The sequence below is a fragment of the Algoriphagus aquimarinus genome, from assembly GCF_007997215.1.
GTDB classification, from domain to species: domain Bacteria; phylum Bacteroidota; class Bacteroidia; order Cytophagales; family Cyclobacteriaceae; genus Algoriphagus; species Algoriphagus aquimarinus_A.
This window is the reverse complement of the sequence record NZ_VORW01000005.1, coordinates 56,698-82,628: the sequence shown is the minus strand read 5'-3', so window position 1 is coordinate 82,628 and position 25,931 is coordinate 56,698. Positions and strand designations below refer to the sequence as shown.

General features: G+C 39.6%; 23 protein-coding genes, 2 tRNA genes and 1 riboswitch. Of the genes, 13 read left to right on the top strand and 12 right to left on the bottom strand.

The features are described 5' to 3' along the window. The first annotated feature begins 4 nt into the window (after positions 1-4). Genes ESV85_RS10550 through ESV85_RS10540 form a run of 3 tightly spaced genes read left to right on the top strand, consistent with a single transcriptional unit; the run spans position 5 to position 3,075 of the window. The gene (locus ESV85_RS10550) at positions 5-1,357 is read left to right on the top strand and encodes an HlyD family secretion protein (protein WP_146917383.1); all 1,353 of its coding nucleotides are present in this window, start codon (positions 5-7) and stop codon (positions 1,355-1,357) included. Continuing rightward, positions 1,357-2,745, top strand: a complete 1,389-nt coding sequence (locus tag ESV85_RS10545; protein WP_146917381.1) for a TolC family protein — start codon at positions 1,357-1,359, stop codon at positions 2,743-2,745. Before ESV85_RS10550 ends, ESV85_RS10545 begins: the two co-directional genes overlap by 1 nt. A 45-nt stretch (positions 2,746-2,790) precedes the next feature. After that, positions 2,791-3,075 (top strand): DUF1330 domain-containing protein, encoded by a 285-nt coding sequence (locus ESV85_RS10540; RefSeq protein WP_146917379.1) that lies wholly within the window; start codon positions 2,791-2,793, stop codon positions 3,073-3,075. A gap of 69 nt (positions 3,076-3,144) precedes the next feature. Here ESV85_RS10540 and ESV85_RS10535 read toward each other — a convergent pair whose 3' ends face one another. Next, the gene (locus ESV85_RS10535; RefSeq protein ID WP_146917376.1) at positions 3,145-3,780 is read right to left on the bottom strand and encodes a peroxiredoxin; all 636 of its coding nucleotides are present in this window, start codon (positions 3,778-3,780) and stop codon (positions 3,145-3,147) included. A 184-nt stretch (positions 3,781-3,964) separates the two neighbouring features. Between ESV85_RS10535 and ESV85_RS10530 the strand changes: the two genes are divergently transcribed. The 6 genes from ESV85_RS10530 to ESV85_RS10505 all read left to right on the top strand — a co-directional run bounded on the left by ESV85_RS10530 (position 3,965) and on the right by ESV85_RS10505 (position 8,459). Beyond that, positions 3,965-4,297: an arsenosugar biosynthesis-associated peroxidase-like protein gene (locus ESV85_RS10530; protein ID WP_146917373.1), complete on the top strand. Its 333-nt coding sequence runs from the start codon at positions 3,965-3,967 to the stop codon at positions 4,295-4,297. Further along, positions 4,297-5,349, top strand: a complete 1,053-nt coding sequence (arsS, locus tag ESV85_RS10525) for an arsenosugar biosynthesis radical SAM (seleno)protein ArsS (RefSeq protein ID WP_146917371.1) — start codon at positions 4,297-4,299, stop codon at positions 5,347-5,349. The genes ESV85_RS10530 and arsS overlap by 1 nt, the downstream gene beginning before the upstream one ends. A gap of 1 nt (position 5,350) precedes the next feature. Beyond that, entirely contained in the window at positions 5,351-5,944 is a 594-nt protein-coding gene (locus tag ESV85_RS10520; protein WP_146917368.1) for a TIGR04282 family arsenosugar biosynthesis glycosyltransferase, read from the top strand. Positions 5,945-6,056: 112 nt separating this feature from the next. Continuing rightward, entirely contained in the window at positions 6,057-6,680 is a 624-nt protein-coding gene (locus tag ESV85_RS10515) for a DUF6134 family protein (protein ID WP_146917366.1), read from the top strand. Continuing rightward, positions 6,673-7,401, top strand: a complete 729-nt coding sequence (locus ESV85_RS10510; RefSeq protein ID WP_146917363.1) for a TIGR04283 family arsenosugar biosynthesis glycosyltransferase — start codon at positions 6,673-6,675, stop codon at positions 7,399-7,401. Before ESV85_RS10515 ends, ESV85_RS10510 begins: the two co-directional genes overlap by 8 nt. Beyond that, a complete protein-coding gene (locus tag ESV85_RS10505; RefSeq protein WP_146917361.1) occupies positions 7,398-8,459 on the top strand; it encodes a VOC family protein in 1,062 nt (353 codons plus the stop codon). Before ESV85_RS10510 ends, ESV85_RS10505 begins: the two co-directional genes overlap by 4 nt. Before the next feature lie 7 nt (positions 8,460-8,466). On the opposite strand, the gene gap is transcribed toward ESV85_RS10505, so the two are convergent. After that, positions 8,467-9,477, bottom strand: a complete 1,011-nt coding sequence (gap, locus tag ESV85_RS10500; protein WP_146917358.1) for a type I glyceraldehyde-3-phosphate dehydrogenase — start codon at positions 9,475-9,477, stop codon at positions 8,467-8,469. A 192-nt stretch (positions 9,478-9,669) separates the two neighbouring features. Here gap and ESV85_RS10495 point away from each other — a divergent pair. The 3 genes from ESV85_RS10495 (at position 9,670) to ESV85_RS10485 (ending at position 13,467) form a co-directional block, all read left to right on the top strand. Continuing rightward, positions 9,670-9,741, top strand: a tRNA-Glu gene (locus ESV85_RS10495). 49 nt (positions 9,742-9,790) lie between these two features. Further along, positions 9,791-9,865, top strand: a tRNA-Glu gene (locus tag ESV85_RS10490). Positions 9,866-10,047: 182 nt separating this feature from the next. Beyond that, positions 10,048-13,467, top strand: coding sequence for a HEAT repeat domain-containing protein (locus ESV85_RS10485; RefSeq protein ID WP_191321982.1), 3,420 nt, complete (start codon positions 10,048-10,050; stop codon positions 13,465-13,467). Positions 13,468-13,873: 406 nt separating this feature from the next. Here ESV85_RS10485 and ESV85_RS10480 read toward each other — a convergent pair whose 3' ends face one another. The 8 genes from ESV85_RS10480 to ESV85_RS10445 all read right to left on the bottom strand — a co-directional run bounded on the left by ESV85_RS10480 (position 13,874) and on the right by ESV85_RS10445 (position 21,986). Then, positions 13,874-16,840: a TonB-dependent receptor gene (locus tag ESV85_RS10480; protein WP_146917356.1), complete on the bottom strand. Its 2,967-nt coding sequence runs from the start codon at positions 16,838-16,840 to the stop codon at positions 13,874-13,876. 321 nt (positions 16,841-17,161) lie between these two features. Continuing rightward, positions 17,162-17,500: a gliding motility protein GldC gene (gene gldC, locus ESV85_RS10475; RefSeq protein ID WP_146917354.1), complete on the bottom strand. Its 339-nt coding sequence runs from the start codon at positions 17,498-17,500 to the stop codon at positions 17,162-17,164. Between the two features lie 222 nt (positions 17,501-17,722). After that, positions 17,723-18,382, bottom strand: a complete 660-nt coding sequence (locus tag ESV85_RS10470; RefSeq protein WP_146917351.1) for a 3-oxoacid CoA-transferase subunit B — start codon at positions 18,380-18,382, stop codon at positions 17,723-17,725. 58 nt (positions 18,383-18,440) lie between these two features. Beyond that, the gene (locus ESV85_RS10465; RefSeq protein WP_146917348.1) at positions 18,441-19,136 is read right to left on the bottom strand and encodes a CoA transferase subunit A; all 696 of its coding nucleotides are present in this window, start codon (positions 19,134-19,136) and stop codon (positions 18,441-18,443) included. An 11-nt stretch (positions 19,137-19,147) separates the two neighbouring features. Continuing rightward, entirely contained in the window at positions 19,148-20,071 is a 924-nt protein-coding gene (locus ESV85_RS10460; RefSeq protein WP_146917345.1) for a bifunctional riboflavin kinase/FAD synthetase, read from the bottom strand. A gap of 52 nt (positions 20,072-20,123) precedes the next feature. Continuing rightward, entirely contained in the window at positions 20,124-20,834 is a 711-nt protein-coding gene (gene truB / locus ESV85_RS10455) for a tRNA pseudouridine(55) synthase TruB (RefSeq protein WP_146917342.1), read from the bottom strand. A 44-nt stretch (positions 20,835-20,878) separates the two neighbouring features. Beyond that, complete coding sequence (locus ESV85_RS10450; RefSeq protein ID WP_146917340.1) at positions 20,879-21,091, bottom strand: DUF3098 domain-containing protein; 213 nt, start codon at positions 21,089-21,091, stop codon at positions 20,879-20,881. 4 nt (positions 21,092-21,095) lie between these two features. Continuing rightward, complete coding sequence (locus ESV85_RS10445; RefSeq protein ID WP_146917337.1) at positions 21,096-21,986, bottom strand: cell division protein FtsX; 891 nt, start codon at positions 21,984-21,986, stop codon at positions 21,096-21,098. A gap of 732 nt (positions 21,987-22,718) precedes the next feature. On the opposite strand from ESV85_RS10445, the gene ESV85_RS10440 reads away from it, so the two are divergent. Further along, positions 22,719-23,162 (top strand): DUF2147 domain-containing protein, encoded by a 444-nt coding sequence (locus tag ESV85_RS10440; protein ID WP_146917334.1) that lies wholly within the window; start codon positions 22,719-22,721, stop codon positions 23,160-23,162. Positions 23,163-23,210: 48 nt separating this feature from the next. Here the strand turns inward: ESV85_RS10440 and metX are convergent, their stop codons facing one another. Together metX and ESV85_RS10430 are read right to left on the bottom strand one after the other, a co-directional pair. After that, positions 23,211-24,266 (bottom strand): homoserine O-acetyltransferase family protein, encoded by a 1,056-nt coding sequence (gene metX / locus ESV85_RS10435; RefSeq protein WP_146917331.1) that lies wholly within the window; start codon positions 24,264-24,266, stop codon positions 23,211-23,213. Between the two features lie 8 nt (positions 24,267-24,274). Beyond that, positions 24,275-25,579 (bottom strand): O-acetylhomoserine aminocarboxypropyltransferase/cysteine synthase family protein, encoded by a 1,305-nt coding sequence (locus tag ESV85_RS10430; RefSeq protein WP_146917328.1) that lies wholly within the window; start codon positions 25,577-25,579, stop codon positions 24,275-24,277. 168 nt (positions 25,580-25,747) lie between these two features. Beyond that, a riboswitch (SAM riboswitch) is annotated at positions 25,748-25,856 on the bottom strand. Positions 25,857-25,931: the final 75 nt, after the last annotated feature.

The following is a 25,931-nucleotide window of genomic DNA, read 5'->3' as shown; positions in this document are numbered from 1 at the left end:
GACTATGTTAAACATCTCTGAAAATAAAATCAAAGATAGAAGGCCTTTTGAGCAGTCAGAAAGTCTCCAAATGACTCTTGCCAGTCAGCAGAAGAAAACAAGGGTTAGAATTCTATTTGTGTCGTGCTGCATTGTATTTCTTATGCTTTTTCTTCCATGGACACAGTATATACGGTCCAAGGGCTATGTTACGATGCTTCAGCCACAGCATAGAGCTCAGACTATACACTCAGTAATTGCAGGTAGAATAGATAAGTGGTATGTGAATGAGGGGGCTTTTGTAAGCAAGGGAGATACCATCGTCAGTATCACAGAAGTGAAAGATGAATACTTTGATTCCTTGTTGCTTCCAAGAACTCAGCTACAAGTAGATGCAAAGAATCTATCAGCGCTTTCTTATAAGGAAAAAGTCAAAGCGCTGGATAGCCAGATCGCAGCGCTGAAACGAAATAATATCCTGCGGAAGGAACAAGCTAGAAATAAGCTCAAAATGGCTGAATTGAAAGTTCAGTCAGATAGTATTCGCTTTGAACAAGCCAAAGTCAATTATGAAATTGGTATTAAACAACTCGGAAGAGCAGAAAAGCTCTACGAAGAAGGCTTAAGATCCCTCACAGATTTGGAAACTAGAAGGTTAAAGTTTCAAGAGGTACAGGCCAGTGTAATTGGTGAGGAGAATAGTTTGTTGAGTAGTAAAAATGCCTTCGTTTCTGCACAATTGGAGCTAGATGCAATAGATAATGATTTCAAAGATAAGTTAGCAAAGGCTGAATCTGACATGTATACAGCTCAATCTAGTCAATACGATGCGGAAGGTTCAGCGTCGAAACTTGAGAATCAATACTCGAACTATGAAGCCCGAACTGGGTTTAGGCATATTTTGGCTCCTCAGGATGGATTTATAGCTGAAGCCATTCAAGTAGGTCTGGGTGAGACAATCAAGGAAGGTGACCAAATAGTAAATATTGTTCCATCCAATGGTGAACTGGCTGTAGAGATGTACATCTCACCGGTAGATTTGCCATTGATGGTCGTAGGCAAAAAGGTTCGTTTCATCTTTGATGGATGGCCTGCAATTGTATTTTCAGGCTGGCCTAAGCTATCCAATGGTACGTTTGGTGGTGTCATCGTCGCGATCGATCAATTCGCCGGGACAAGCAACCAATACAGAGTCTTGGTGGCTGAGGATCCAGAAGAGGCAGCATGGCCCGAGGTATTGCGGGTAGGATCTGGAGCTGATGGAATCGCATTGCTGAACGACGTACCTGTATGGTATGAGATCTGGCGTCAGTTGAATGGATTCCCTGCAGATTACTACACTAGGATTCAGAAGGAAGAAATAGCAAAAGGAAAGTAATGAAAAGGATACTCTTCACTATCTTACTAATTGCCAGCAGCCTGAACCTTCAGGCCCAGCAGACAGATACCTTAACATTTGAAACGTATCTGGAATGGGTGAAAGCCTATCATCCACTATCAGCACAGGCAGACATTATGCTTACCATGGGGGATATGGAAGTCCGCACCGCGAGAGGCGGTTTTGATCCCTTGCTGTATGGGAATTTGGACAAGAAAAGCTACGACGAAAAGACGTATTACGATAAGCGAGAAGCGGGAATCTCGATTCCAACTTGGGCCGGAATCGAACTTAATGGAGCTTTTGAGCAGAATTCCGGGCAATATCTTAATCCTGAAAACTCTTTGCCATCTGGAGGTTTATTATCAGCAGGTGCATCTGTAAATCTGGGCCAAGGGTTGATTTTGGATGATAGAAGAGCAGGTTTGCGTAAAGCACAGATTTATCAGCAGTCCACGGAATCGGAACGAAAAAGTATGCTGAATGAATTGTATTTACAAGCAACTGACACTTATTGGAATTGGTCACTAGCTCACGCAAATAAGGCATTGCTAGTGGAAGGAGTAATCCTGGCAAAAATGAGATTTCAGGGCGTTAAAATCAGTTACGAGCAGGGTGATTTTCCAGCTATAGATACGGTGGAAGCAGCTTCACAACTCTTGAATAGGGAATATAATCTTCAGAAAGCTGAGAATGAGTTGTTTATTAGAACACAGAATCTCAACAATTTTCTATGGGATGATTCAGGGAATCCAATTGTTTTGAATCAGGAGACTTTACCTGAGAAGTTATACACAGAACAAGCCTTGATATTAAATGAGGAAGAATTGAGGGTGTTGGTGGCTGATCATCCAGAGCTAATGCTGGTAGATTATGAGTTGGCGAGTCTTAATGTAGATAGACGACTCAAGGCACAGCAGATTATTCCTGTGGTCAAGCTCAAGTATAATTTTCTCACAGAAAACCTTAATCAATTTGATCAGGCGAGTTTCTTTGAGAATAACTACAAATGGGGTCTTACTGTATATACACCTTTGATGTGGAGAAAGGCCAGAGGAGGAATGCGTATGGCAGAAGCCAAAATTGACTTAAAACAGAATTCCAGAGATTTGAAGGAACTTCAGCTTCGTACAAAGCTTGAAAATGAATTAAATGGCTGGAGCGCGGTTAATTATCAGATCAATACGTATACTCGAAATGTAGCTGCATTGGAAATGTTGCTCCAAGGTGAAATAAGGAAATTTGAAATAGGAGAAAGCAGCCTATTTTTAGTAAATAGTAGAGAAGTATCTGTTTTCAGTTCAAAAATCACCTTAAACGAGTTGCTTTCAAAGCGCAAGGTTTCTTTTGCCAAAACTAGATTTGCAGCCGGAGTTGGGTTTGATTGATCTTATTATTTGATGTAAATTTATCTATAACCAAAACTAGAATTTATGCCTGCCTTTGTAATAGTAGAAGTAGATATCACAGATCAAGAAAAGTACAACGCTTACAAGGAGCTTACGCCTGCGACAGTTTCAGCTTATGGTGGTAAGTTCGTTCTTCGAGGTAATCCTGTGAAAGTACTCGAAGGAGAGTGGAATCATGAGCGCTTGGTAATGCTGAGATTTCCCACAAAAGAAAAAGCAGAGGCTTGGTACAATTCTGAAGGATATCAACATGCTAAATCTGTGAGGAAAGGGGCAGCAAAAGCTAAATTTCTGTTGATTGAATCGTAAATAATTTTAAAAATATAGTATCAAAAAAGGCTTCCATTTGGAAGCCTTTTTTGATTGAATACCAGTTGATTATAAGTCTGGTTGAGGAGTCATTCTTAAGTAAGGTTTGATCACCTTATGCCCTTTAGGGAATTTGGCAGCAATATCTTCAGTCTTGATAGAAGGAGACACTACTACGTCTTCGCCTTGCTGCCAGTTGGCTGGAGTCGCTACTGAATAGTTTGCAGTCAATTGAAGTGAATCAATTACTCTCAGCAACTCATCAAAGTTTCTTCCTGTGCTAGCTGGATAGGAGATGATGAGTTTCACTTTCTTGTCATTTCCAATAATAAACACGGAACGAACAGTAAAGTTTTCACTGGAATTAGGATGGATCATATCGTACAATTCTGATACTTTTCTATCCTCATCACCGATGATTGGGAAATTCACAGTAGTATTTTGTGTCTCATTGATGTCAGAGATCCAGCCTTTATGGTTTTCTACTCCATCTACACTAAGAGCAAGTACTTTCGTATTGCGCTTCGCAAATTCATCCTTGAGTTTTGCAACAGCACCTAGTTCTGTAGTACAAACAGGAGTATAATCTGCAGGATGAGAGAAGAGAACTCCCCATCCATCTCCTAAATAGTCGTAAAAATCAATTTTACCTTCTGTGGTATCGGCTGTAAAATTTGGTGCCGTATCGCCTAGTCGTAATGCCATGTTGTTAATTGTTTAAAAGTTCCTTTTTCTGTATGTTAAATATAACAATCAGTCATCCTTTCAGTTCATATTTTTCAAAACCATTGTAAAAAAAAATTATTTATCCTAAACCCATTTTGGATTAAGGGAGTTGTAAGTCCATCGAATACTTTTACTTCGTAAATAGACTAAAACCAAAGCTCCCATGAAAACATACTATAATCCAGAAGACCTTAAAAATTTCGGCAAGATCGCTGAATATCAAAAACCACTAGCAGACAAGTTTTTTGATTACTATGGAGAAGTCTTTGCCGAAGGTGCACTCACAGCAAGGGAAAAATCATTAATAGCACTAGCGGTTGCTCACACGATCCAATGCCCTTATTGCATCGATGCTTACACCACAGACACCATGGAAAAAGGCTGTGACGAGGAGCAAATGATGGAGGCTGTGCATGTAGCAGCAGCTATCAGAGGTGGTGCTTCACTAGTCCATGCTACTCAGATGATGAATAAAGTGAAAGAAATATCCATGTGATGAAATCATTAAAAGCGCAACATCATCGATTATCAAGTGCAAAAGAAGAAATTGGAATCTTAGAAAACCCAATACCGGGTTCTAAAGGGGGAGGCTTTTCCACTTATTTAGATGAAGTGGGTCTTTTTCCACTCAAACCAACTCAATTGGACACTCTCCAGATAAATCTGGGTAAAATGTGTAATCAGGTTTGTCAACACTGCCACGTGGACGCAGGTCCGGATCGTAAGGAAATAATGACCAGAGATACCATGCAGCAATGTCTTGAGGTTATTAAAAATCATGAAATTAAGACCATTGATCTGACAGGTGGAGCTCCTGAAATGAATCCTGATTTCCGATGGTTTGTAGAAGCTATACGCTCAATTGATTCTGATGTGAATATTATTGTGCGTTGCAATCTCACCATCATTTTGGCTAATCCTAAGTATCATGATTTGCCGGAGTTTTTCAAAAAGCATAGAATTGAAATAGCTTCCTCTTTACCGTATTTCACAGCGACGAAAACTGATTCACAGCGTGGAGATGGAGTTTTTGACAAATCAATAAAGGCTCTCAAACTGCTGAATGCGCAGGGATATGGAATACAGGATTCTGGGTTAATTTTAAACTTAGTGTATAATCCGTCGGGTGCTTTTATGCCTGCACCTCAAAGTGGTTTGGAAGTGGAGTTTAAAAAGCGGCTTGCTGATAAATTTGGGATTACCTTCAATTCTCTTTTTACAATAACGAATCTTCCGATTAGTAGATTTCTTGAGTATTTGCTGAGAAGTGATAACTATGAAGCATACATGGAAAAGTTAATTGCCAGTTTTAATCCTGTCGCAGCATCAGGTGTGATGTGTAGAAACACTATATCTGTTGGTTGGGATGGGTATTTATATGATTGTGATTTCAATCAAATGTTGGAACTAAAGGTAGCTACAGCAGATTCTCAGCATATTAAAGATTATAATGAGAAAACACTTCTTGGTAGAGAAATCATAGTCAAAAATCACTGCTTTGGCTGTACTGCGGGAGCAGGTTCAAGTTGCGGAGGTACAACTGCATAATATGAAAAACGGGATACTAATTTTCCAGAAAAATGCGGAATTGGGAAATGTGAAAACCAGATTAGCATCTACTATAGGCGATCAAGCTGCTTTCGAAGCATATCAACTTTTGGTGAAATACACTCATAAGGTAGCATCAGAAAGTCCTGTTCAGAAGATTCTTTTTTATTCAAATCATTTAGAAGAAGATCGAGGTGAATATCCTATAAACTATAGGTTTGAATTGCAATCAGGCTTCGGATTGGGCGAAAAAATGAGTAATGCCTTTCAAAGACTTTTTGAAGAGAAATTTGATAGGCTGATAATTATAGGAACGGATTGTGCAGAGATCACGGCAGAACTGATCTATGAAGCCTTTGAAAGTTTAAAAGATAAAGATGTGGTCATTGGTCCGGCACATGATGGGGGGTATTACCTGCTTGGCATGCGTAAATTTATCCCCGGATTATTTGAAGGGATCCCGTGGAGCACTGATCAAGTGGCATCTTTGACTAGGGATTATTTGGAGAATCATAAGATCTCCTATGATGTGCTTGCTACACTTTCAGATGTGGATTTTGAAGAGGAGTGGAATAAGTTTAAGGATAAACTTTAGCCTTATTGTACCTTCATTTCTTGGGGAAATTAAGGGAAACTCCCATCTTACTTCAGATTTTGTTCGTTGGAAAAAATACTAAATCATCCCCTTTACTTCTTGATAGAAATATATGTTGTTAAAAAGCTTTAAGCCAGTCAGTTTCGTTATTACTGTCTTTTTCCTATTGCTTGGATCTAGCCTTAATTGCTTTAGCCAAACCAAAACGAATAAATACGACATTGTACTCGCTGGATTTACTATTGGTAGTATGCAGGCAGATAAAACTACTTCTCCAAAGGCTGAAGATTATCAGCTCCACAGTAAAGTGGAATTCTGGTTTTTTGGTAAAATCCACGTGGAATTTCTCCAGAACGTAAATTTTAAAAATGGGCAGCTCATGAAAGCTACGACTAAGTCGGATTCGAATCGAGGTAACTTTGTGACAACTGTAAATTGGAACAAAGATCACTACGACGTAGATGCCAATTCCTATAAATTCCACAATGAAGAGTCTATCAAACAAGCTGTCTACGGCACTCCTGCCAAACTTTATTTCCAGGAACCTAAAAATGGTGATGAACTGATTTCAGAGAATTTCGGAATGCTCACTAAGGTGATAGAGCTAGAGAAAGGCGTGTATGAAATCGATGTGAATGGTAATACAAATACCTTCTATTATGAAGGTGGGATTTTGCAAAAAGTGGTGCTAGAAAACAACCTCAAGAATTACTCTATAAAGCGAAGAGTTGACTGAAGCAAATAAGATTTCTGTAATAATCCCCTGTGTCGATGAGGAAGAGAATTTGAAAGAATTGATACCCTATCTTCTGAAATTTGGAGGAGATTTACTTTCAGAAATTATAGTAGTGGATGGTGGTTCAACTGATAATTCTATTTCTCTTGCGATTTCCTTGGGAGCTGTAGTCATATACTCCCCAGTTCGAAATAGAGCGAAACAATTAAATCTAGGTGCTCATCATGCCAATGGAAGTGTGTTTTACTTTGTGCATGCTGATACCAGGCCAGTAATGGAATTTGCCCAAGTCATACTCGCAAATATTTCAAACGGGAAGCAAGTTGGATGTTTCCGGTATAGATTTAACTCAGAAAGTAGACTTTTGAAAGTGAACTCTTGGTTTACGAGATTCAATGGAATATTGTCAGGAGGAGGGGATCAAAGTCTATTCATCAAAAAAACATTTTTTGACTCTTTGGAGGGATTTGATGACTCGTATTCTATTATGGAAGACTTTGAACTAGTAAGGAGAATTCGGCAAAAATCTGATTTTCATGTTCTTCCAGAAGAAATGACAGTTTCCGCTCGCAAATACCAAGAAAACAGTTGGGTGAAAGTGCAGCTAGCTAATTTTGCGGCTTTGTCTCTTTTTTTGTTAAAAGTTAAGCCATCAAGGATCAAAAGTTTATATTTAAATTTTTTAAACAAAAGAATCAAAAGCATAACTTTAGTTGAATGAATCAAGCGACAATTAATGGCATCCAGCAAGTTGGTATAGGAGTAAAAGATGCGAACCAAGCTTGGGCTTGGTATAGGAAAGCTTTTAAGATGGATGTGCCGATCTTTCAGGATAGTGCAGAAGCTAAGTTGATGACTCGCTACACTTCTGGAAAAGTGGAAAGCAGGCATGCAATTCTAGCTTTGAATATGCAGGGAGGGGGAGGATTTGAAATTTGGCAATATACATCGAAGGTCCCGCTTGCATCTGAGCAGGAACTTACTTGGAAGGATTTAGGTATTTTAGCTGTAAAAATGCGATGCCATGATATCCAAAAAACCTATGCTCACTTAAAAACAGTGGGAGCGCTCATGCTGGGTGAACCTATAAAAAACCCAATTGGAGTTTGGCATTTTTACGTGAAAGATCCATACGGGAATACCTTTGAGCTGATTGAAAATGGCTCTTGGTTTAGTAAAAACAAAGATCTTACAGGTGGAGTTTTAGGAGTTGTCATTGGCGTATCATCTGTAGATGATGCACTGCCTGTTTACCAAAAGCACTTATTGCAGACCGAAATCCTGTGTGACAAAACTGGAGTATGGGATGACTTTGTTCAGGTAGGAGAAGGAAGTACAGAATATAGAAGAGCGATTCTTCAGGGTTCATCTGTTTTGACTGGCGCTTTTGGGAAATTGTTTTGCCAAACGCAGATCGAACTGATAGAAACACAAAGTCAACCTAGAAATAAGGCATTTGAAAATAGAAACTGGGGGGACCTAGGTTTTATCCACGTTTGCTTCGATGTAAATGGAATGGGAGCAATCAAAGAGAACCTTGCGAAAGAAGGCATCCCTTTGACTGTTGATAGTGGAAATGAGTTTGATATGGGTAAAGCCGCCGGTAGATTCTCTTACTTGGAAGATCCCGATGGAACGCTTATTGAAATGGTAGAAACTTTCAAGGTTCCAATCATGGAGAAATTAGGATGGTATTTGAAGCTAGACAAAAGGAAAAGCAATAAAAACCTACCAAACTTTATAGTGAAGCTTCTTTCTCTTAATCGCGTAAAAGCATAATCTCAATTTATTTCCCAGAAATCAAGCGGGCTAGGTCGACCAAACGGTTGGCGTAGCCCGCTTCATTGTCATACCAACCTACAAGTTTGATCATGTTGCCCTTTGCAGATGTCAAAGCAGAATCAATGATGCAGGAATGTGGATTCCCTATGATATCAATAGATACGATAGGAGAGTCTTCGACTTCGAGAAGTCCTTTTAAATAGCCTGTACTCGCCTCTCTAAATGCTGTGTTTATCTGATCTTCGGTGACATCTTGTTTAAGTTCCACAATCATATCAGTTAAGGAACCGTCGGGCACTGGCACTCTCATCGCAGAGGCTTCGATCTTACCTGCTAACTCAGGTAAAATTTCATCTAAGGCTTTTCCAGCATTGGTCGTGGTGGGGATAATTGAATAGGCCGCAGCTCTTGCTCTTCTTAGGTCACGATGAGGCGCATCATGAAGGTTCTGGTCATTGGTGTAAGAATGGACGGTAGAGGCAAAGCCTTTGACCACTCCGAAATTATCATCCAGAACTTTGACCATAGGAGCTAGGCAATTTGTGGTGCAGGAAGCATTGGAAACAATTTTCTCTTCACCTGTCAAAATTGAATCATTGACTCCCAACACGACCATTTTTATAGTAGGGTCTAGTGAAGGAGCAGAAATGATTACTTTTTTTGCTCCTGCCGTTAAATGTTTTTCAGCTCCTTTTCGATCCGTGAATCTTCCAGTACACTCGATGACTAAATCAATATCTAAACTTTTCCAGGGAAGTTTTTCTGGGTCAGACTGTCCAAAGAGTTGTATTTCCTGTTTATTTACTTTCAAGATCGAATCCTCAAGCTCAATTTTGCTTTCAGATTTACCATGAATAGAATCATATTTTAGGAGGTGTGCTATAGAAATTGGATCAGCCAAATCATTAATAGCCACTAGGGTTAATCCTTTTTTCTCTAGGATCAATTTTGCAGTATACCTGCCTATACGGCCAAAACCGTTTATGGCAATTTTGATGTTTTTAGTTGGTTCCATTGGTATAGTTTTCAATTGGGAGTTCAAAAATAGGAAAATCAACTGCAAACCCTCCAAAGAAAATTTTATTCCTTTTGGATCAGCTTTTTAGCTAAAATCAAAAGAAATTTTCGGAGCCAAATTGGTTTTAAAAACTTAACCCTCTATATTTGCACAACCATTCAGAAAAGCAAGTTTTCTGAGGTATTTAATGGTCGGTTCGTCTAGGGGTTAGGACGTATCCCTTTCACGGATAAAACACGGGTTCGATTCCCGTACCGACTACATTGTCGCCTGAATTTCAGGAAGTTGTGAATAATTTTTGATTTATTATGGTCGGTTCGTCTAGGGGTTAGGACGTATCCCTTTCACGGATAAAACACGGGTTCGATTCCCGTACCGACTACCAAGACGTTAAAGCTCAATCCCCGCTTAGTCTTAAGAAATTTTTGTTTTATGGTTGTTAGTGGTTAAAGTGAACAAAAACCCGATCTGTGATCGGGTTTTTTGTTTTACAGCCCTTTTTGATTAGTGGCGAAAAAGCCATTTTTAATTTTGTTAATTTCAAGATTGGAATAATAAAATAAACCTATGCCTCAACCCAAAATAAAACGACACTATGCCAAAATCATTTTGGCTGCCGCTATTCCGCTACTATTTTCTTGTAGTAAGCAAGAGAAAGTAGATCTCCGGGAGCGTAATCTATCCCAAGAAGAAATTGCTCCAATGGTGCAAGCCGCCGAAAGTCAGGTTAACCCAACATTAAGTCCCGGGTTCAAACTTTCGCTTTGGGCGGTAGATTCTTTAGTCTATGACCCTATTTCTATTCAGATTACTGATGATGGCAGCTTGTATTACTCACGTACCAATCGTCAGAAAAATTCTGAATTTGATATTAGAGCGCATCAAGATTGGGAAATTGAATCCATAAGTCTTCAAACCATCTCGGAAAAAAGAGCTTTCCTTCAAAAGACACTTTCCCCTGAGATGTCTGACAAAAATACCTGGTTAGCTGATGTGAACGGTGATGGTTCACACGATTGGCGGGATATGACTGTGGAAAGAGAAGAAATTTACCGACTGGAAGACAGAGATGGAGATGGTCGTGCAGACTATTCTCAAATGATGGTTCAGGACTTTAACGACGTGACTACGGATGTAGCAGGAGCTTTGCTGAAACTGGATGATAACTTGTTTGTGGGTGTAGGTCCAGATGTTTGGAGACTTACCGACAAAAATGGTGATGGCATTATGGATGAGAAAGAATCAATTTCTCATGGATATGGTGTTCACATTGGATTTGGAGGACATGGTATGTCAGGCCTGGAAGTTGGGCCGGATGGTAGAATATACTGGGGGATTGGCGATATAGGTTTCAATGGTAAAGGCCCAGATGGAACTGAGTGGAAATATCCAAACAGAGGAGTAGTAGCGAGAGCAAATCCTGATGGAAGTGATTTTGAAATCTTCGCCATGGGTGTAAGAAATACACATGAGTTTACCTTTGATGCTCATAATAACCTGATCTCTGTAGATAATGATGGTGATCATGGAGGAGAAAGTGAAAGACTTGTGTACCTAGTTAACGGTTCAGATACCGGCTGGAGAACAAACTGGCAATTTGGTAAATACCGTGATCCGGATAATAATACTTATAAAGTGTGGATGGATGAGCGACTTTTTGTGCCAAGATATGAAGGTCAGGCAGCTTATATCACACCACCAATTCAGAATTACATCAATGGTCCTACAGGCATGGTTTATAACCCTGGGACTGCTTTAGCAGAGAAGTGGAAAAACACCTTTTTCGTAGCATCTTTTGTAGGGAACCCAGCTAGATCAGGAATCCACGCATTCAAATTGGAGCAAGACGGAGCATCTTTCAAGATGTCCCAAACTGAAAATATTATGTCAGGAATACTGGCAACGGGCTTGGACTTTGGACCTGATGGTTCGCTTTATTTTGCTGACTGGATAGAAGGTTGGAATACGAAAAATTACGGTAGAGTATGGAAACTTGATGACGAGGGTGGAGCTAGCTGGGAAGCTAGAAAAATCACTGCACAGGTCATGAAAACTGATTTCAAAACCTTAACAGACGATGCGCTTAGCGGCTATCTTGGTGATGAGGACATGAGAATCAGAAGAAAAGCTCAATTTGAATTAGCTAAAAGAGGAGCTGACGGAGCGAAAGTTTTTCAGGCTACTATCAACAAGAAAGGTAATCAGTATGCTAGAATTCATGCAATCGTCGGTATTAGCCAATTGGCTAGAATGGACAAAATGGACTATGCGGATGCTTTGATTCCTTTGTTGAAAGACCAAGACTCTGAGATTCGTGCCCAAGCTGCTAAATGGCTTGGAGATATTAAGTATGCAAAAGCTGGTGATGCACTTTTACCCTTGCTGAAAGACAGTGAAATCCGTGTTAGGTTCTTTGCTTCAGAAGCTTTAGGAAGAATCGCTTACGAGCCTGCTATTAACGGTTTGATAGGTGTATTGGAAGCTAATAATGATGAGGATGCCTTTTTGCGACATGCAGCAAGTTTAGCGCTAGCTAGAATCAATAAGAAAGATCCTATAATCAAGTTAGCGTCTCACTCTTCTAATGCTGTTCGTCTTGGAGCTGTTTTGGCACTTCGTAGAATGGCTGATCCAGGAATCACAGCATTCTTAGCAGATAAAGACGAATACATCGTTACGGAAGCGGCAAGAGCTATCAACGATGATTTCTCAATCGAAGGTGCTTTGCCAGCACTTGGTGATCTATTGGTGACTACCAGTTTTGAAAATGAGCCTTTGATCAGAAGAGCAATCGGAGCCAATCTTCGTGTGGGAACACAGAAGTCCATGGACAACTTGAAGACTTATATAGCCAAGCCTGGTGTCAATGCAACTCTGAAAGCAGAAGCAATTGCCACTTTGGGAACCTGGGCTAAGCCTTCAGTGCTTGACCGTGTGGATGGCAGAAATAGAGGTGCTGTACAAAGAGATCTGGCACCAATTCAATCTTCCGTAAAAGAGACACTGTTAGGTGCTTTGAATGATAAAAATGAAGTAATCAGAGAGGCAAGCGTAAAGGCCATAGGTAAATTGAAGATTGCTGATGCTGAAGCTAAGCTCATTGCACTATTGAAGAATGATCAATCAGAAAATGTACGTGTAGCTGCAATTTTGGCATTATCCAATGCGAATCCGGGGACTATCTCAGGACCTATTGAAATAGCCATGAAAGATAAATCAAGGGCGGTACGGGTAGTAGGATTGGATCTATTGACTAAGACCGATATTTCTCAGGACTTAATGGTGAATTTACTTCAGGATGTAATTCAAAATAGAACTACCGCTGAAAAACAAGCTGCTTTGCTAAGTTTGGGTAATCTTGACAAGTCTGCTGAGCTTCCTCTTTGGAATACGCTTTTAGATGATTTGTCTAAGGACAAATTGCCAAATGAAGTGATGATTGAATTGGAAGAAGCGATAGATGCTACGAAATCGACTGATTTGAGAGCCAAATATGACAAAGTACAAGAGTCGCGAACCCATGGTGATCTAGTAGCACTTTATAGTGGTGCTCTAGAGGGAGGTAGTGTAAGGGCAGGTAGGAATATTTTCTTCCAGAATCAAACTGCTCAATGTATCCGTTGCCATGGTTACGATGATATGGGTGGAGTGGCAGGACCGCATTTAAATGGTGTGGCCAATAGAGCTTCTAAAACAGAACTCCTAGAGGCTTTAATTGACCCAAGTAAGAGATTAGCACCTGGTTTCGGTTTTGTTCAACTAGAATTGAAAAATGGTACTACTATAAGCGGAACTCTGATGGAGGAAAAAGCTGACGGGTTAGTTTTGAAAGTTGGTTCTAAGCCAGATACGTTAATCATGAATACTAGTATAGCTGAGCGTAAAAACTCACCTTCTAGTATGCCAGATATGAAGGCATTGCTTACGAAAAGAGAAATTAGAGACTTAGTAAGCTTCCTAAGTACCATGACTAAGGAGTGGGAATAGGAAACTGATAGTAGCATTAGTAATTATGGGATCATCACATTTTGTGGTGATCCCTTTTTTTATCTAAAAATGAGGGATGATTTTTTTAGGAGAAGTTGTATGTAAAATTCTATCACCCTTTCAAATTAGTGTCAAAACCGCCTGAAGGATATCAAATGTTTCGCCCAAAATATGCTCCGCAAAAGACTCTTTAATAAACATGAAAGCCTTATGCGATCACGTATTAAATGTGATTTAACAAATAAGAGTCAATAGAGAAGGGGAAAGATATATTGGCTATTCATGATCGAGTTTCTGTAGCTATTTCATCCACCATTTTTGATGAAGGATATTTCCATGGGATAAAACCAAAAAAGCCATCCCGGAATCCCGGAATGGCTTTTAAGAAATTGATTTTTGCTAAATCTTAATTCAAGAACTCGTCAAATGTAAGGCTTACGAAATACGTGGTTCCAACAGTAGGGTTACCCCACGCTTGGGTGTATCCTTTGCTGAAAAGGTTAGATCCTCCCACCTTCAGGATTGACTTCATGCTCTTGATTTTATAGCTCAACTGAGCATCTAATGTTCCATAAGCAGGAACTACTGATAATTGCCGACTGGAAACTGAAGGATTTACAAAAGAAGATTGCCAAGCAAATTCTCCTTGCCATCTGTAGGCTACTGCGAATCCTAGATTATCGATTACTTCTCTATTAGCGAAGTTCAACACATATCTATACTCAGGAGTGTTGAAGCTAGGCTGGAAACCTGTCTCAGCTAATTCATCCAAGTTGGAAAGTGTATTGAAGGACACGTTACCACCTACAGTGTAGCCTTTTGGTAACTTATAGTCCATACTCGCTGCCCATCCCCAAGATTTTATTATTTCAGTTCTGTTCACAGGCATTGAATAAACTTTTCTGCCACCTGGACCTGCACCAATAAGGTTAAGTCCTGTTAGTGGGTTTGGACCTGCAAGTCCTGAGTCAGAAGCGTCCTGAATTAATACTTGGCTACCATTGAAGTTTTCGAATCTATTGAAATAAGCATAGGCATCAACCAATAGCTTATTGCCCCAAATCCCTTTGTAACCTACTTCAAAAGACTTCACTCGCTCTGGTTTGAATTCTTTTATCTCATAGGGTTGAAGCTGGGCTATATTTGCAGCAGCTGATAAAAAGCCTACAGTTTGTACTATTGCTGCTTGAGCTTGTGAAGGGGGGATAATTCCTGCTTGTACCTGCTGAGTTACTATTGCAATCGCTTGCTGTTGTATAACTGGATCTTGAGTGGACTGTTGAACCGCTCCACCGTAGCTAGTCACATTAGCTAATGTGTAACCTGGATTTGTATTCAGATTGTATCGATTTGTAAAGAATGGTAAGCCACCGATCAAACGAGCTTGTGGTGTATTCAAATCGATGTACTGGTCTTGGTTAGTAGGAATACGGAATCCAGTCTGATAAGAAGCTCTGAAATTATGATTTCCTTCAGTGAGAACTCCGGAAATTCTTGGAGACCATTGACCAGCAAAGTTTTCATTCTTGTCATAGCGAGCTGAAGCTGTCAATTTGAATTTATCATTGAGAAACTTTTTTGAGCCCTGTATATATCCGCCAAACTCCTTGATATTGTATTCATCTCCATTTTCATCAAGAGCGAAAATGGTTCCGTTTGAATTCAAGTCATAGATTCTATAGTTAGCACCTACTACAAATTCAGCAAATTTGATTTGCTCTGTGAAATTGTAAGATCCTTCAAAGTGGTACAGGTTACTGCTGTCAACAAATTTTGCCCCAACACCATTTTGATCACCTGGAATAGGTCTAGAAGAAACTCCATTCAAGGCATTTTGGAATTCTGTTGACCCTGGCATATACCTTCCTTGGTCAGCAAATTGTCTAGCTAACCCATGGGCAGTATTACTATCAGCACCCTGACCTATAGCATTTGCATAGGCTCCTACATATTCAGGAAACCATTGTGTACTTGCTTTCCAAGCTTCATTAATACCTTGTGCGGCCGTTCCTACAGCAAAAGCATCACCTGATCTTTCTTGGGTGGTATATGCTCTTACGTACCAGTTGGACGCTCTCAGTTCAGCTTTGTATTGTCCCATTATGAAATCCTTCAGGGAGTATCTATCTGCACCGGTATAAACTGTGGTACCAAAACCTAAATTCCCTTGAAGAATAGCTTCAATATTGTCATTAATTCTATAATGTAGGGCAGCGTTGAATTTTACTGATTTAGTGCCATAATCAGCTATGTCTCTTTCCATATAGCCTGTTCTTGAAACAGCAGAATTTGGGATCAAACCTAATGCTGCAGAAGGAAGGGCTCCAGCCTGAACCATAGACTGAGCTACAGAAAGCATGTTTACGTTAGTTTCATCACCGTAAATATTCACACCATTATAAGCTGGGTTATTTTGGGTGTTTCCAGTTCCAATAGTTGACCCGTTTAAAAGTGATTGATCCCGGAAGTCATTTGCTTGCCAGTCGTCAGCTTTTAGGTATTCCATGTTTACTTTAAAAGCAAACTTGTCGCTGATAGCTTTTGCATATCTAGCACTGAAGTTATAGAATCCTGTAGCTGCTTGTGATCTACCACTTTCATTCATGATGCCCGTTTTCACACTGGCAGAGAGTCCTTGGTAAAGGAAAGGACTTTTAGAGTTCATCAGCAAAATACCATTAATGGCATTAGGTCCATAAAGGGCTGAAGATGCACCCGGAAGAAGTTCCACACTCTCAAGGTCAAGTTCTGAAATGCCGACAATGTTACCTATAGAGAAATTCAATCCTGGGGCTTGATTGTCCATTCCATCGATTAGCTGAACAGTTCTCACATTTCCGTTAGCATTAAATCCACGCGTGTTGAAAGACTTAAATAGGAGAGACTGCGTGCTCATTTCTACTCCTTTCAAGTTGTTAATCGCATCGTAGAAACTTGCTTGAGGAGCATCACGGATAGCGATGATATCCATTTTTTCTACAGATACAGGTGATTGAAGCACGCTTTCTTCAACTCTGGAAGCAGAGACTACCACTTCTTGACCAAGGATGGTTGTTTCAGATAATTGAATGTCAAGATTATTCTGTGATCCGTTGATTTCTACTTCTTGTGGTGTGTAGCCAATCATAGAAAAGACCAATGTAAACGGAGGTTCTTGATTAACATTCAGGGAGTATTTCCCGGAAAGATCAGAAATGGTTCCGATTACCTTTCCTTTTACCAAAATATTGACGCCGACTAAGGTCTCTTTGGTATCTGCATCTGTCAATGTTCCAGAAACAGTTGTTTGGCCGAAGACTTTTGCCGCAGTTAGGGAAACTAGCAGTGTCATTAGAAACACTGAGCTTCTGATTTTGAGTGTAAAATTGCACATAGGCTACTTTGTTAAATATTAGGGTTTACAGCATTTAGGGTGAAAATGCCTTATGTAATACGCGAAAATTACCCTAAAAAATGAAGAATTGGCAGATTCAGAACAAAATTTAAAATCACTCCAAAATCCTTAAATGTTGGTATTGATTGGAAACTGAGGCATTCACTTAAAAAATTAATGATAAAAGTCTTCTTTATTGCTAATCCTTAACCTAGTTAACGGTTTTGTTAACGATTCATAAAACCATACTTTTTTTCTAAAATCCGCTAATAACAAAAAAGCCCGATTATAGTCGGACTTTTTTAGGGATAAAAGGAAAAATTAACCTTCCTTATTTTCTTCGTTAACATGTTTGACTAGTCGATCACATAGCTCTTTTATCTCCTCAGACATATACTCATCTGCAGTACTATTTAGGATAGTTTGTGCCATCCCTCCCAAGATGTCAATGTAAAAACGCTTCATTTCTACCACTGACATTTCTTCGGTCCATAGATCGATTCGAAGTGTACTGTGATTCTGATTGTCCCATACGTTTAGACTTATGCTTTTCGTATCTTCCATACCTTCTCCTTCTTTATCGGAAGCATCCCACTTGATGGTTTTTGGGAAACTGTTTTCGTCTAAGTCGATTTGGAATTTGATCTCTGAATTTTTCATATGATTATTATTTGTCTTTTAAAGGCCATCCCGATAGCTATCGGGAGGAATCTCACACATGTCATAAGTAGCAAAATTAGCAACGGGTGAATAATGCCTGTCTGACTCAGGCAGGCTCGATTTCATGTGTGATAGTTTGATTCCCCTGGAATCCCTGTGATGATTCTGCAAAATTAATCAGGTTAACTTCATGAGCGTTGCCTGAGTTCATTTTTGCTGATTTTATTCAAAAATCATCTCAGGTATTTCACCTTCAATGATCAATTTACCGGCGGTTTTGGCTTTTATTTCTTCGACAGAAACTCCTGGAGCTCTTTCTTTTAATATAAAGCCACCTTCTGGGGAGATGTCTAAAACGGCCAGATCAGTGACTATTTTCTTAACACAGCGAATTCCTGTAATTGGAAGCGAACACTCGGGTAGAAGTTTGGATTCACCTGACCGAGAGCAATGCTGCATCGCCACGATAATATTATCTGCCGAAGCAACGAGGTCCATAGCTCCACCCATTCCTTTCACCATTTTACCAGGGATCTTCCAGTTTGAGATATCTCCATTTTCGGAAACCTCCATTGCGCCAAGAATAGTCAGGTGCACGTGACCTCCACGAATCATTCCAAAGGATTCCGCAGAATTAAAAAGAGAAGAGCCTTTTGCCATGGTAACTGTTTGCTTCCCGGCATTGATAAGGTCTGGGTCAATTTGATCCTCAGTAGGGAAGGGGCCAATTCCGAGAAGTCCATTTTCCGATTGAAGTACAACTTCTAACTTTTCCGGAATGTAATTGGCTACTAACGTGGGAATTCCTATGCCTAAATTTATGTATTGCCCATTCTTCACCTCTTTGGCAATTCGCTGAGCTATTTGATCTTTTGTTAGCATTTTGGGTTTGTTTTTGAAGTCGAAGAAATGTTTGAAAAATAATATTCAATCTTTCAAACTATTTGGAGACTGTTCTCTGCTCAATTCTTTTTTCATAATCCACTCCTTGAAAAATACGCTGAACATAAATTCCAGGGGTATGAATTTGATTCGGATCGAGTTCGCCAGCTTCTACCAACTCTTCAACTTCGGCGATACATATTTTACCAGCTGCCGCCATAATCGGATTGAAGTTTCTAGCAGTTCCTTTGAAAATCAAATTGCCAGCGGTATCGCCTTTCCAGGCTTTCACGATAGAAAAGTCAGCTTTGAGCCAGCTTTCTAATAGATACATTTTGCCATCAAATTCTCGGGATTCCTTGCCTTCAGCGACTTCTGTACCGACTCCAGCAGGGGTAAAGAATGCTGGAATACCAGCTCCACCTGCACGTACACGCTCAGCAAGTGTCCCTTGTGGGATCAAATCTACTTCAAGTTCTCCGCTGAGTAATTGTCGCTCAAACTCAGCGTTCTCGCCTACATAGCTTGAAATCATTTTTTTGACCATTCGCTTTTTCAGCAAAAGCCCAATGCCAAAATCATCTACTCCTGCATTGTTTGAAACGATAGTCAAACCGGAAATATCTTTTTCTAAAAGTGCAGAAATACAGTTTTCGGGAATGCCTGTAAGGCCAAAGCCTCCCATCATCAGCATGCAATTGCTGGGAATGTCTGCTACTGCTTCACGGGCATTTTTTACAGTTTTGTTGATCATATATTTTGGGTTTATAAGAAGTTCTTGGCATTCTTCTGATCTAAAAATAGTTGTTGTTTCAACGCTTCTAATCCATCAAATTTTTTCTCCTCACGAAGAAAAGCTTTGATGTATATCGTGATCTGTTTGTCATACAAATCACCTTGGAAATCAAATAAATTAGCTTCTACAGTCTTTTGAGTGCCATTGACCGTAGGTCGATTCCCTATATTCAGCATGGCCTTATATAGAACTCCATTCACCAAAGCCTCTACAGCGTAAACGCCGTCTTTGGGGATAAGTTTGTAGTCGTTTGGTATATGGATATTGGCAGTAGGGAAGCCTATTGATCTGCCGATCTGCTGCCCTTTGATTACCAAGCCATTCAATTCATAAGGTCTCCCCAAGTAATTAATGGCGGTTTCAATATCGCTGGTTTCTAAAGCATGGCGGATTTTGGTGCTCGATACGCCAATATCTTCTACGTCTTGCCTAGAAATCTCCTCCAGATCAAATCCATATTCTTCATGATGGGCTTGGAGGTATTCGAAACTTCCTTCACGATTTTTACCAAAGCGATGATCATATCCTATTACCAGCTTTTTGGTTTGGATAGTATCGACCAGTACGGTTTCTATAAATTCCTTGGAAGAAAGTTGGGAGAATTCTTTGGTAAATGGAATTGTAACTAAGTGATCAATGCCCAGTTGACGAAGGAGCTTAGCCTTTTCCTCAAATGTACTTAAGAGCCTAAGATTATGCTCGTCTGGATAAAGCACTAGCCGTGGATGCGGCCAAAATGTAATCAGTACCGTCTCGCCATTTATAGAGCGAGCTATTTCACGGATTCGCTGAAGGATTTTCTGATGCCCAAGATGCACTCCATCAAATGTACCGCTGGTTACTACCGCGTTGGAGAGCTTGGGGAAATCACTTAGGCCTTCATAGATTTTCATATGATAATAATTTGACTTTTAAAGGCCATATGGAATCTCGCATGCATTATAATCATCCCTCTGTGCGACCTTTTTCATCATGCTCGATTTCATTTGTCCTTGCTTTGATTTCTTCTACTAAAGCTAAAAGTTCATGAGCTTCTGAGTTTTTGAAATTACCAATTCTTGTTCTGCAAAGCGAACTCATGTAAGCGCCTACATTAAGTTTTTCTCCTAGATCTCTAGCCAAGCTACGTATATATGTGCCTTTGGAACAAACTATTCTAAACTCAACGACAGGATTTTCAAACTTGGTGATTTCGAATTCACTGACCGTGACAGGCCTAGGTTCCATTTTTACATCCACACCTTTACGAGCAGATTCATACACCCTTTTGCCATCTACTTTAATAGCAGAGTGCATAGGAGGGATTTGCAAGATATCACCGGTAAGCTCAGCTACTGCAGCTGTTACTTGTTCTAAAGTAATATGAGATGGATCTGCTACTTGAATTACAGGTTGCTCTAAGTCAAAAGAATCTGTGGTAGCTCCAATTACGAAAGTTCCTGTGTATTCCTTTTCTTGACCCATGAACGAGTCAATTTGCTTAGTCATTTTACCTGCACACACGATGAGAAGGCCAGTAGCTAAAGGATCAAGTGTACCTGCATGCCCAACTTTCTTTATGCGGAGCGCGTTTCTGACTTTTTTCACTACATCAAAAGATGTCCATTCGAGAGGTTTATTGATTAGAAAAACTTCTCCGTAAGGCTCTTGCTGCATTTTATAGGGGATAAAGAGGCTAGTAAACTAGCCCATATAATAAATCAGGAATTTGCCTCAGACTTGGCAAAAATCGCGTAAAACTCGAATATGAAACCCGCCAAAGTCACGATTGGGCCAATAGTCAAACCTAAAACGCCATTGCCGTGTGGTTCGCTATCCAGTCCTATAATGATAAATCCAAGGATGATCAGACCGATGCCGATAAACATCAGCTTGTAATTTTTGCGGGAAAAAGGGAAAGAAGATTTGCTCATTATATTAATAGAGTTCGTCCAAAGACATGTTTAAATACTTATTCACAGCTCTTAAGGTACTCAAGACAGAAAGAATTCCACCTACAGTGATTAATAAACCAAAGAGCACTAAGAGTAATTGTTGATTTTGAAGCATTGCAAATCCCTCAATATTTGCCTGAGTATATTTCACTAGGGCGAAAAGAATCACTGAAGCAAATGCCCCTGCCATCATTCCAAATAGAAATGCTCTCGAAAGGAAAGGCTTTCTGATAAATCCTCTGGTCGCGCCAACTAATTGCATGGAGCGAATTAGAAAACGCTGGGAAAATAAGGCTAATCTGATGGTGTTATTGATCAGCATAACTACCGTGATGATCAGAATTAAAATGAATCCTCCTAGCACCAAACTGACTTTGAGTAGGTTCTTATTAATAGAATCTACCAAATCGGTCATGTAAGAAACTTCAAACACTCCGGGAATAGCCTGGATTTCTGCTACGATTGCTTCAAGCTGCTCTGAAGTCTGGAATTCCTCAGCGATAGTCAATACGAAACTGTCCCGTAGCGGATTGTCCTCCAGGAATTGTGTGAAGTCTTCTCCTGTACTTTCTATAAATGTAGCTGCAGCTTCTTCGTCTGAGACAAACGCAAGATTCAGCGTGTCACCTTTTTGAAGGATAAAAGATCGCTGAGATAGGTTATCGTGAATAGCATCAAGGTCTTTTTGCTCTAGGTTTTTCTCTAAGAATACCTGAACCTCAATATTCTCCCGGATCATACTTGTAAGCGTTTTAGCCTGAATCAAGATCACTCCGAAAAGACCTACTATGAAAAGTGAGAGGGTAGTGCTGAAGAGTACACTTCCAAATTTGAAGTGTCCTAGTGTCTTTTTCTTGCGTGGATAGTTGGCCATAGATTATGATTTCTGCTCAAAAGTAACTTTCCCCAAGGATATTGCCAATCTATTCCTGATAAAGGATTTTAATGACTTTTTCTTCAGATTTTGAAAAAACTGACACTTTTCACTTTGATCTAGTTAAAGAGAGATATTTTTCATGGTAAGAAGAAGACAGAGTTTGGCAATTTTAACTTTGGTGATTCCTAGTGTATTTAAGTGTCAAACCATACCTGAAAAAGTTTGTTGATAATTCCTGAATCACCTTTAATGGCATATGAATGAGAAATAGATTCCCCAAAGCGACTGGATTTTCATTAGTTTGAATTTACGATTGCGTCTGGGCAATCTGTTAATCCACTTATTGATTATAGGTGATTATTTGGTGATAAAACTGATTTTTATCCAAAGTATTTGTTTCATTTTATTATGCTGAAATAAGTCTTTTAAAGTTTAGGGGAATGAAGATTTTTGATTTTCAATATTAATTTAATGTCCTGTTAATCAGTATGATAAGATGATTTTATGCGTTTTTTTTAATCTACAGAAGGGGAGATTTGTGAAAAAATGTAAGTTAGGAACAAAGAATATTCAGCATTACGAAATCCAACTGACTTTTTAATCTAGTATATAGATTGTAGCACCGGTTATTCAAACATTGGAAAAACAATTCTTATTGGGTATGGTTTTAGGGTCTAATCATTTAGAATCATAATTAGCCATATTCTAAGTACTTTAAATTAATTTTTTATGAAAATATATCAGTATACTTTAATAAGTATCTTCTTCTTACTATTAGGAGCAGAAAATGTACAGGCACAGTCTAAGTCAAAGATAGTGGGCGTTTGGTTCAATACTGAAAAAACAGCTCAGATTGAGATCATGGAAAATAATGATGAAGTGATTGGCAAACTGATCTGGATCAAACATGAAGATGGTGATCTTGAAGCATTCACAGATACCGTGAATTCTGATACAAGTTTAAGAAATCGACCCTTGATGGGGCTTACCATTTTGGAAGGATTAAAATTTAAAGATGGGATTTGGTCTGATGGAAAAATATATGATCCTAAATCTGGCGTAACATATGCCTGTGATTTACAACTGAAAAAGAAAGATATTTTGGAGATCAAAGGGTACCTAGGAGACTCATGGGTGAGTCGAACAGTAGAATGGAATAGAGTAAAAAAATAAGGCAGTGATAAATGCCTTATTTATTTTACCAATTTATTTATTTCTCTGTTAGCTTTTGTTTTGAAGATAAAACGACTTCAGAATATAGGAAAGCTGCTCAAATTCAATCAGAAATGCATCATGTCCGGCAGTTGAAGTGATTTCTTTGTAAGTGCCTTTTTTCACTTTTTGGCTTATATACTGAGATTCCTCAGGAAGAAACAGCAAATCAGAATTAACTCCAATTGCCAATACATTTGCTTCAATTTTCCCTAAAGCTTCATCTAAACCACCGCGATTTCTTCCCAAATCATGGGAATCCATCGTTTTACTCAGTGTCCAATAGGATAGTGCATTAAATCGTTTGGCTAGCTTCTGCCCCTGATATCGGAGATAAGATGCTGCACGGTAATCATCTAATTTATTCTCTGAGTCAGCTTGTTTAGTAGCCAAGTCAAGTGGATGTCTGTACGTAAGCATAGCTATTGCCCGAGCAGTTTCCAACCCTTTTTGACCAGCGGCTTCATGACATTCTCCCCAGGTGCAATCCGACTCTATCGCCATACGTTGGGTTTCATTGAAGCCGATCACCCAGGGTCTGGTCTTAGGAGTGGATGCTAAAATAATTGCATTCTTAAGCTTATTGCCTAAGACATACGCCCATTCTAATCCTACTTGTCCTCCCAAAGATCCTCCTATGAGGCTATGAATTGATTCTATTTTCAAATGAATCCTCAAGCGTTCCAATCCCTCAGCGAGGTCTCTTGTGGTCATCTGAGGGAAATCGTAATAATATGGCTTACCAGTCTTGAGATTGGTACTAAAAGGCTGTGTAGAGCCATAGCAAGAGCCCAAAAGATTTGCACAGATGATGAAATGATCTGCAGGATCAAAGAACTTGTCTTCTCCGATCAGACCATTCCACCATTCAGATGCATTAGAATCGCCGGTAAGCGCATGAATAACCCAGATTACATTGGATTTATCGGAATTGAGCTGACCATATGTGGTATAGCCAAGATCAAATTCAGGAAGAAATTCTCCTGATTCCAGCTGTAAAGGCAAATTAGAATGAAATATTTCCTGGGTCATGGTAATCAAAGCGTACTTACTTTTAAGATTCATTTGTTGTGTTAGATTTTATCGAAAGCTTGCTGCAAATCCGACTTGATATCTTCAATGTGTTCGATACCACATGAGATTCTCAATAGTGTAGGAGTGACTCCAGCTGCTAATTGTTCCTCGTCGGATAACTGCTGATGAGTAGTTGCTGCTGGCTGTATGATTAATGTCTTCGCATCACCCACATTGGCTAAGTGAGAAATTAATTCCAGATTATTGATCAGGGAAGAAGCCTGCTCCTTGTCGCCTTTTAGCTCAAAGCTCAATACCCCGCCAAAGCCATTTGTTAGGTATTTCTTAGCTAACTCATGGTATGGTGATGATTTCAATCCTGGGTAATTCACTTTCTGAACAGAAGGATGTGCTTCTAGCCATTGCGCCAAAGCCAGGGTGTTTTCAACAGTTTTCTTTACTCGTAGAGAAAGTGTTTCTATTCCTTGAAGTAAAAGGAAGGAATTGAATGGGCTGATAGCAGGGCCAAAGTCACGAAGACCTTCTACTCTAGCACGGATCGCAAAAGCTATATTTGGAAGTCCTAATGGATTCTTTTCTCCAAAAACCTCCCAGAAATTCAATCCATGATATCCTTCTGAAGGCTCAGAGAACTGCTTGAATTTCCCATTTCCCCAGTTGAAGTTTCCGCCATCAACGATAATTCCACCGATAGAAGTACCGTGACCACCGATCCATTTTGTAGCTGATGATGTGACAATATTTGCTCCGTGAGCGATAGGCTGACATAAATATCCTCCGGCACCGAAGGTGTTATCCACTACCAATGGAATATCATGTTTCTTCGCCACTGCTGCTATGGCTTCGAAATCAGGAATATTAAATTCAGGATTTCCAATAGTTTCCAGATAGATTGCTTTTGTTTTATCGTCTATCAGTGCTTCGAAATCTGCAGCATCTTTACCCTTAGCAAAGCGGGCATCAATGCCGATTCTCTTAAAAGAAACTTTAAATTGATTGAAAGTTCCTCCGTATAGAAATGGGCTAGAGACAAAGTTGTCTCCAACCTCCATGATATTATTTAAGGCTAGAAATTGCGCAGCTTGACCAGAACTGGTAGCGACTGCAGCCACTCCTCCTTCTAACGCGGCAATTCTCTTCTCAAAAACATCCGTAGTAGGATTCATGATCCTAGTGTAAATATTCCCGAATTCCTTCAGCCCAAAAAGATTTGCACCGTGCTCTGCTGAGTTGAATACATAGGAAGTCGTTTGATAAATAGGTACTGCGCGTGAGTTTGTAGCTGAATCAGGTTCCTGTCCCGCGTGAACTTGCAGTGTGTCGAAATGAAGGTTTTTTGACATGTTTTTTTGGGATTTATGGTTTGAAAAATAGTGAACATTAAAAAGCCTATGGGGAATTGCTCCGGAATAGGCGAAAAGGAATCAACAGGAAAATAAAGCATGATGCTTTACCAAGAATGATGTTGAAAGAGAGAGTTGTGAGTAGTATCCTGAGTGCATTTTACATTGAACTTATAGTTCCAAATAAGATTATCTCATTTGGCAGGAATTGGCACCTTGGACTTTCCAGGTTGCCAGAGGGTCTATGAGCCTGTCTCTCGCCTCTTCTATATAAATCCGAGCACTTAAAAGTGAAAGGATGATGCAAATAAAGGGTCAGCGAGTGGAAAATCAAAATATTTTTTCACTCGCT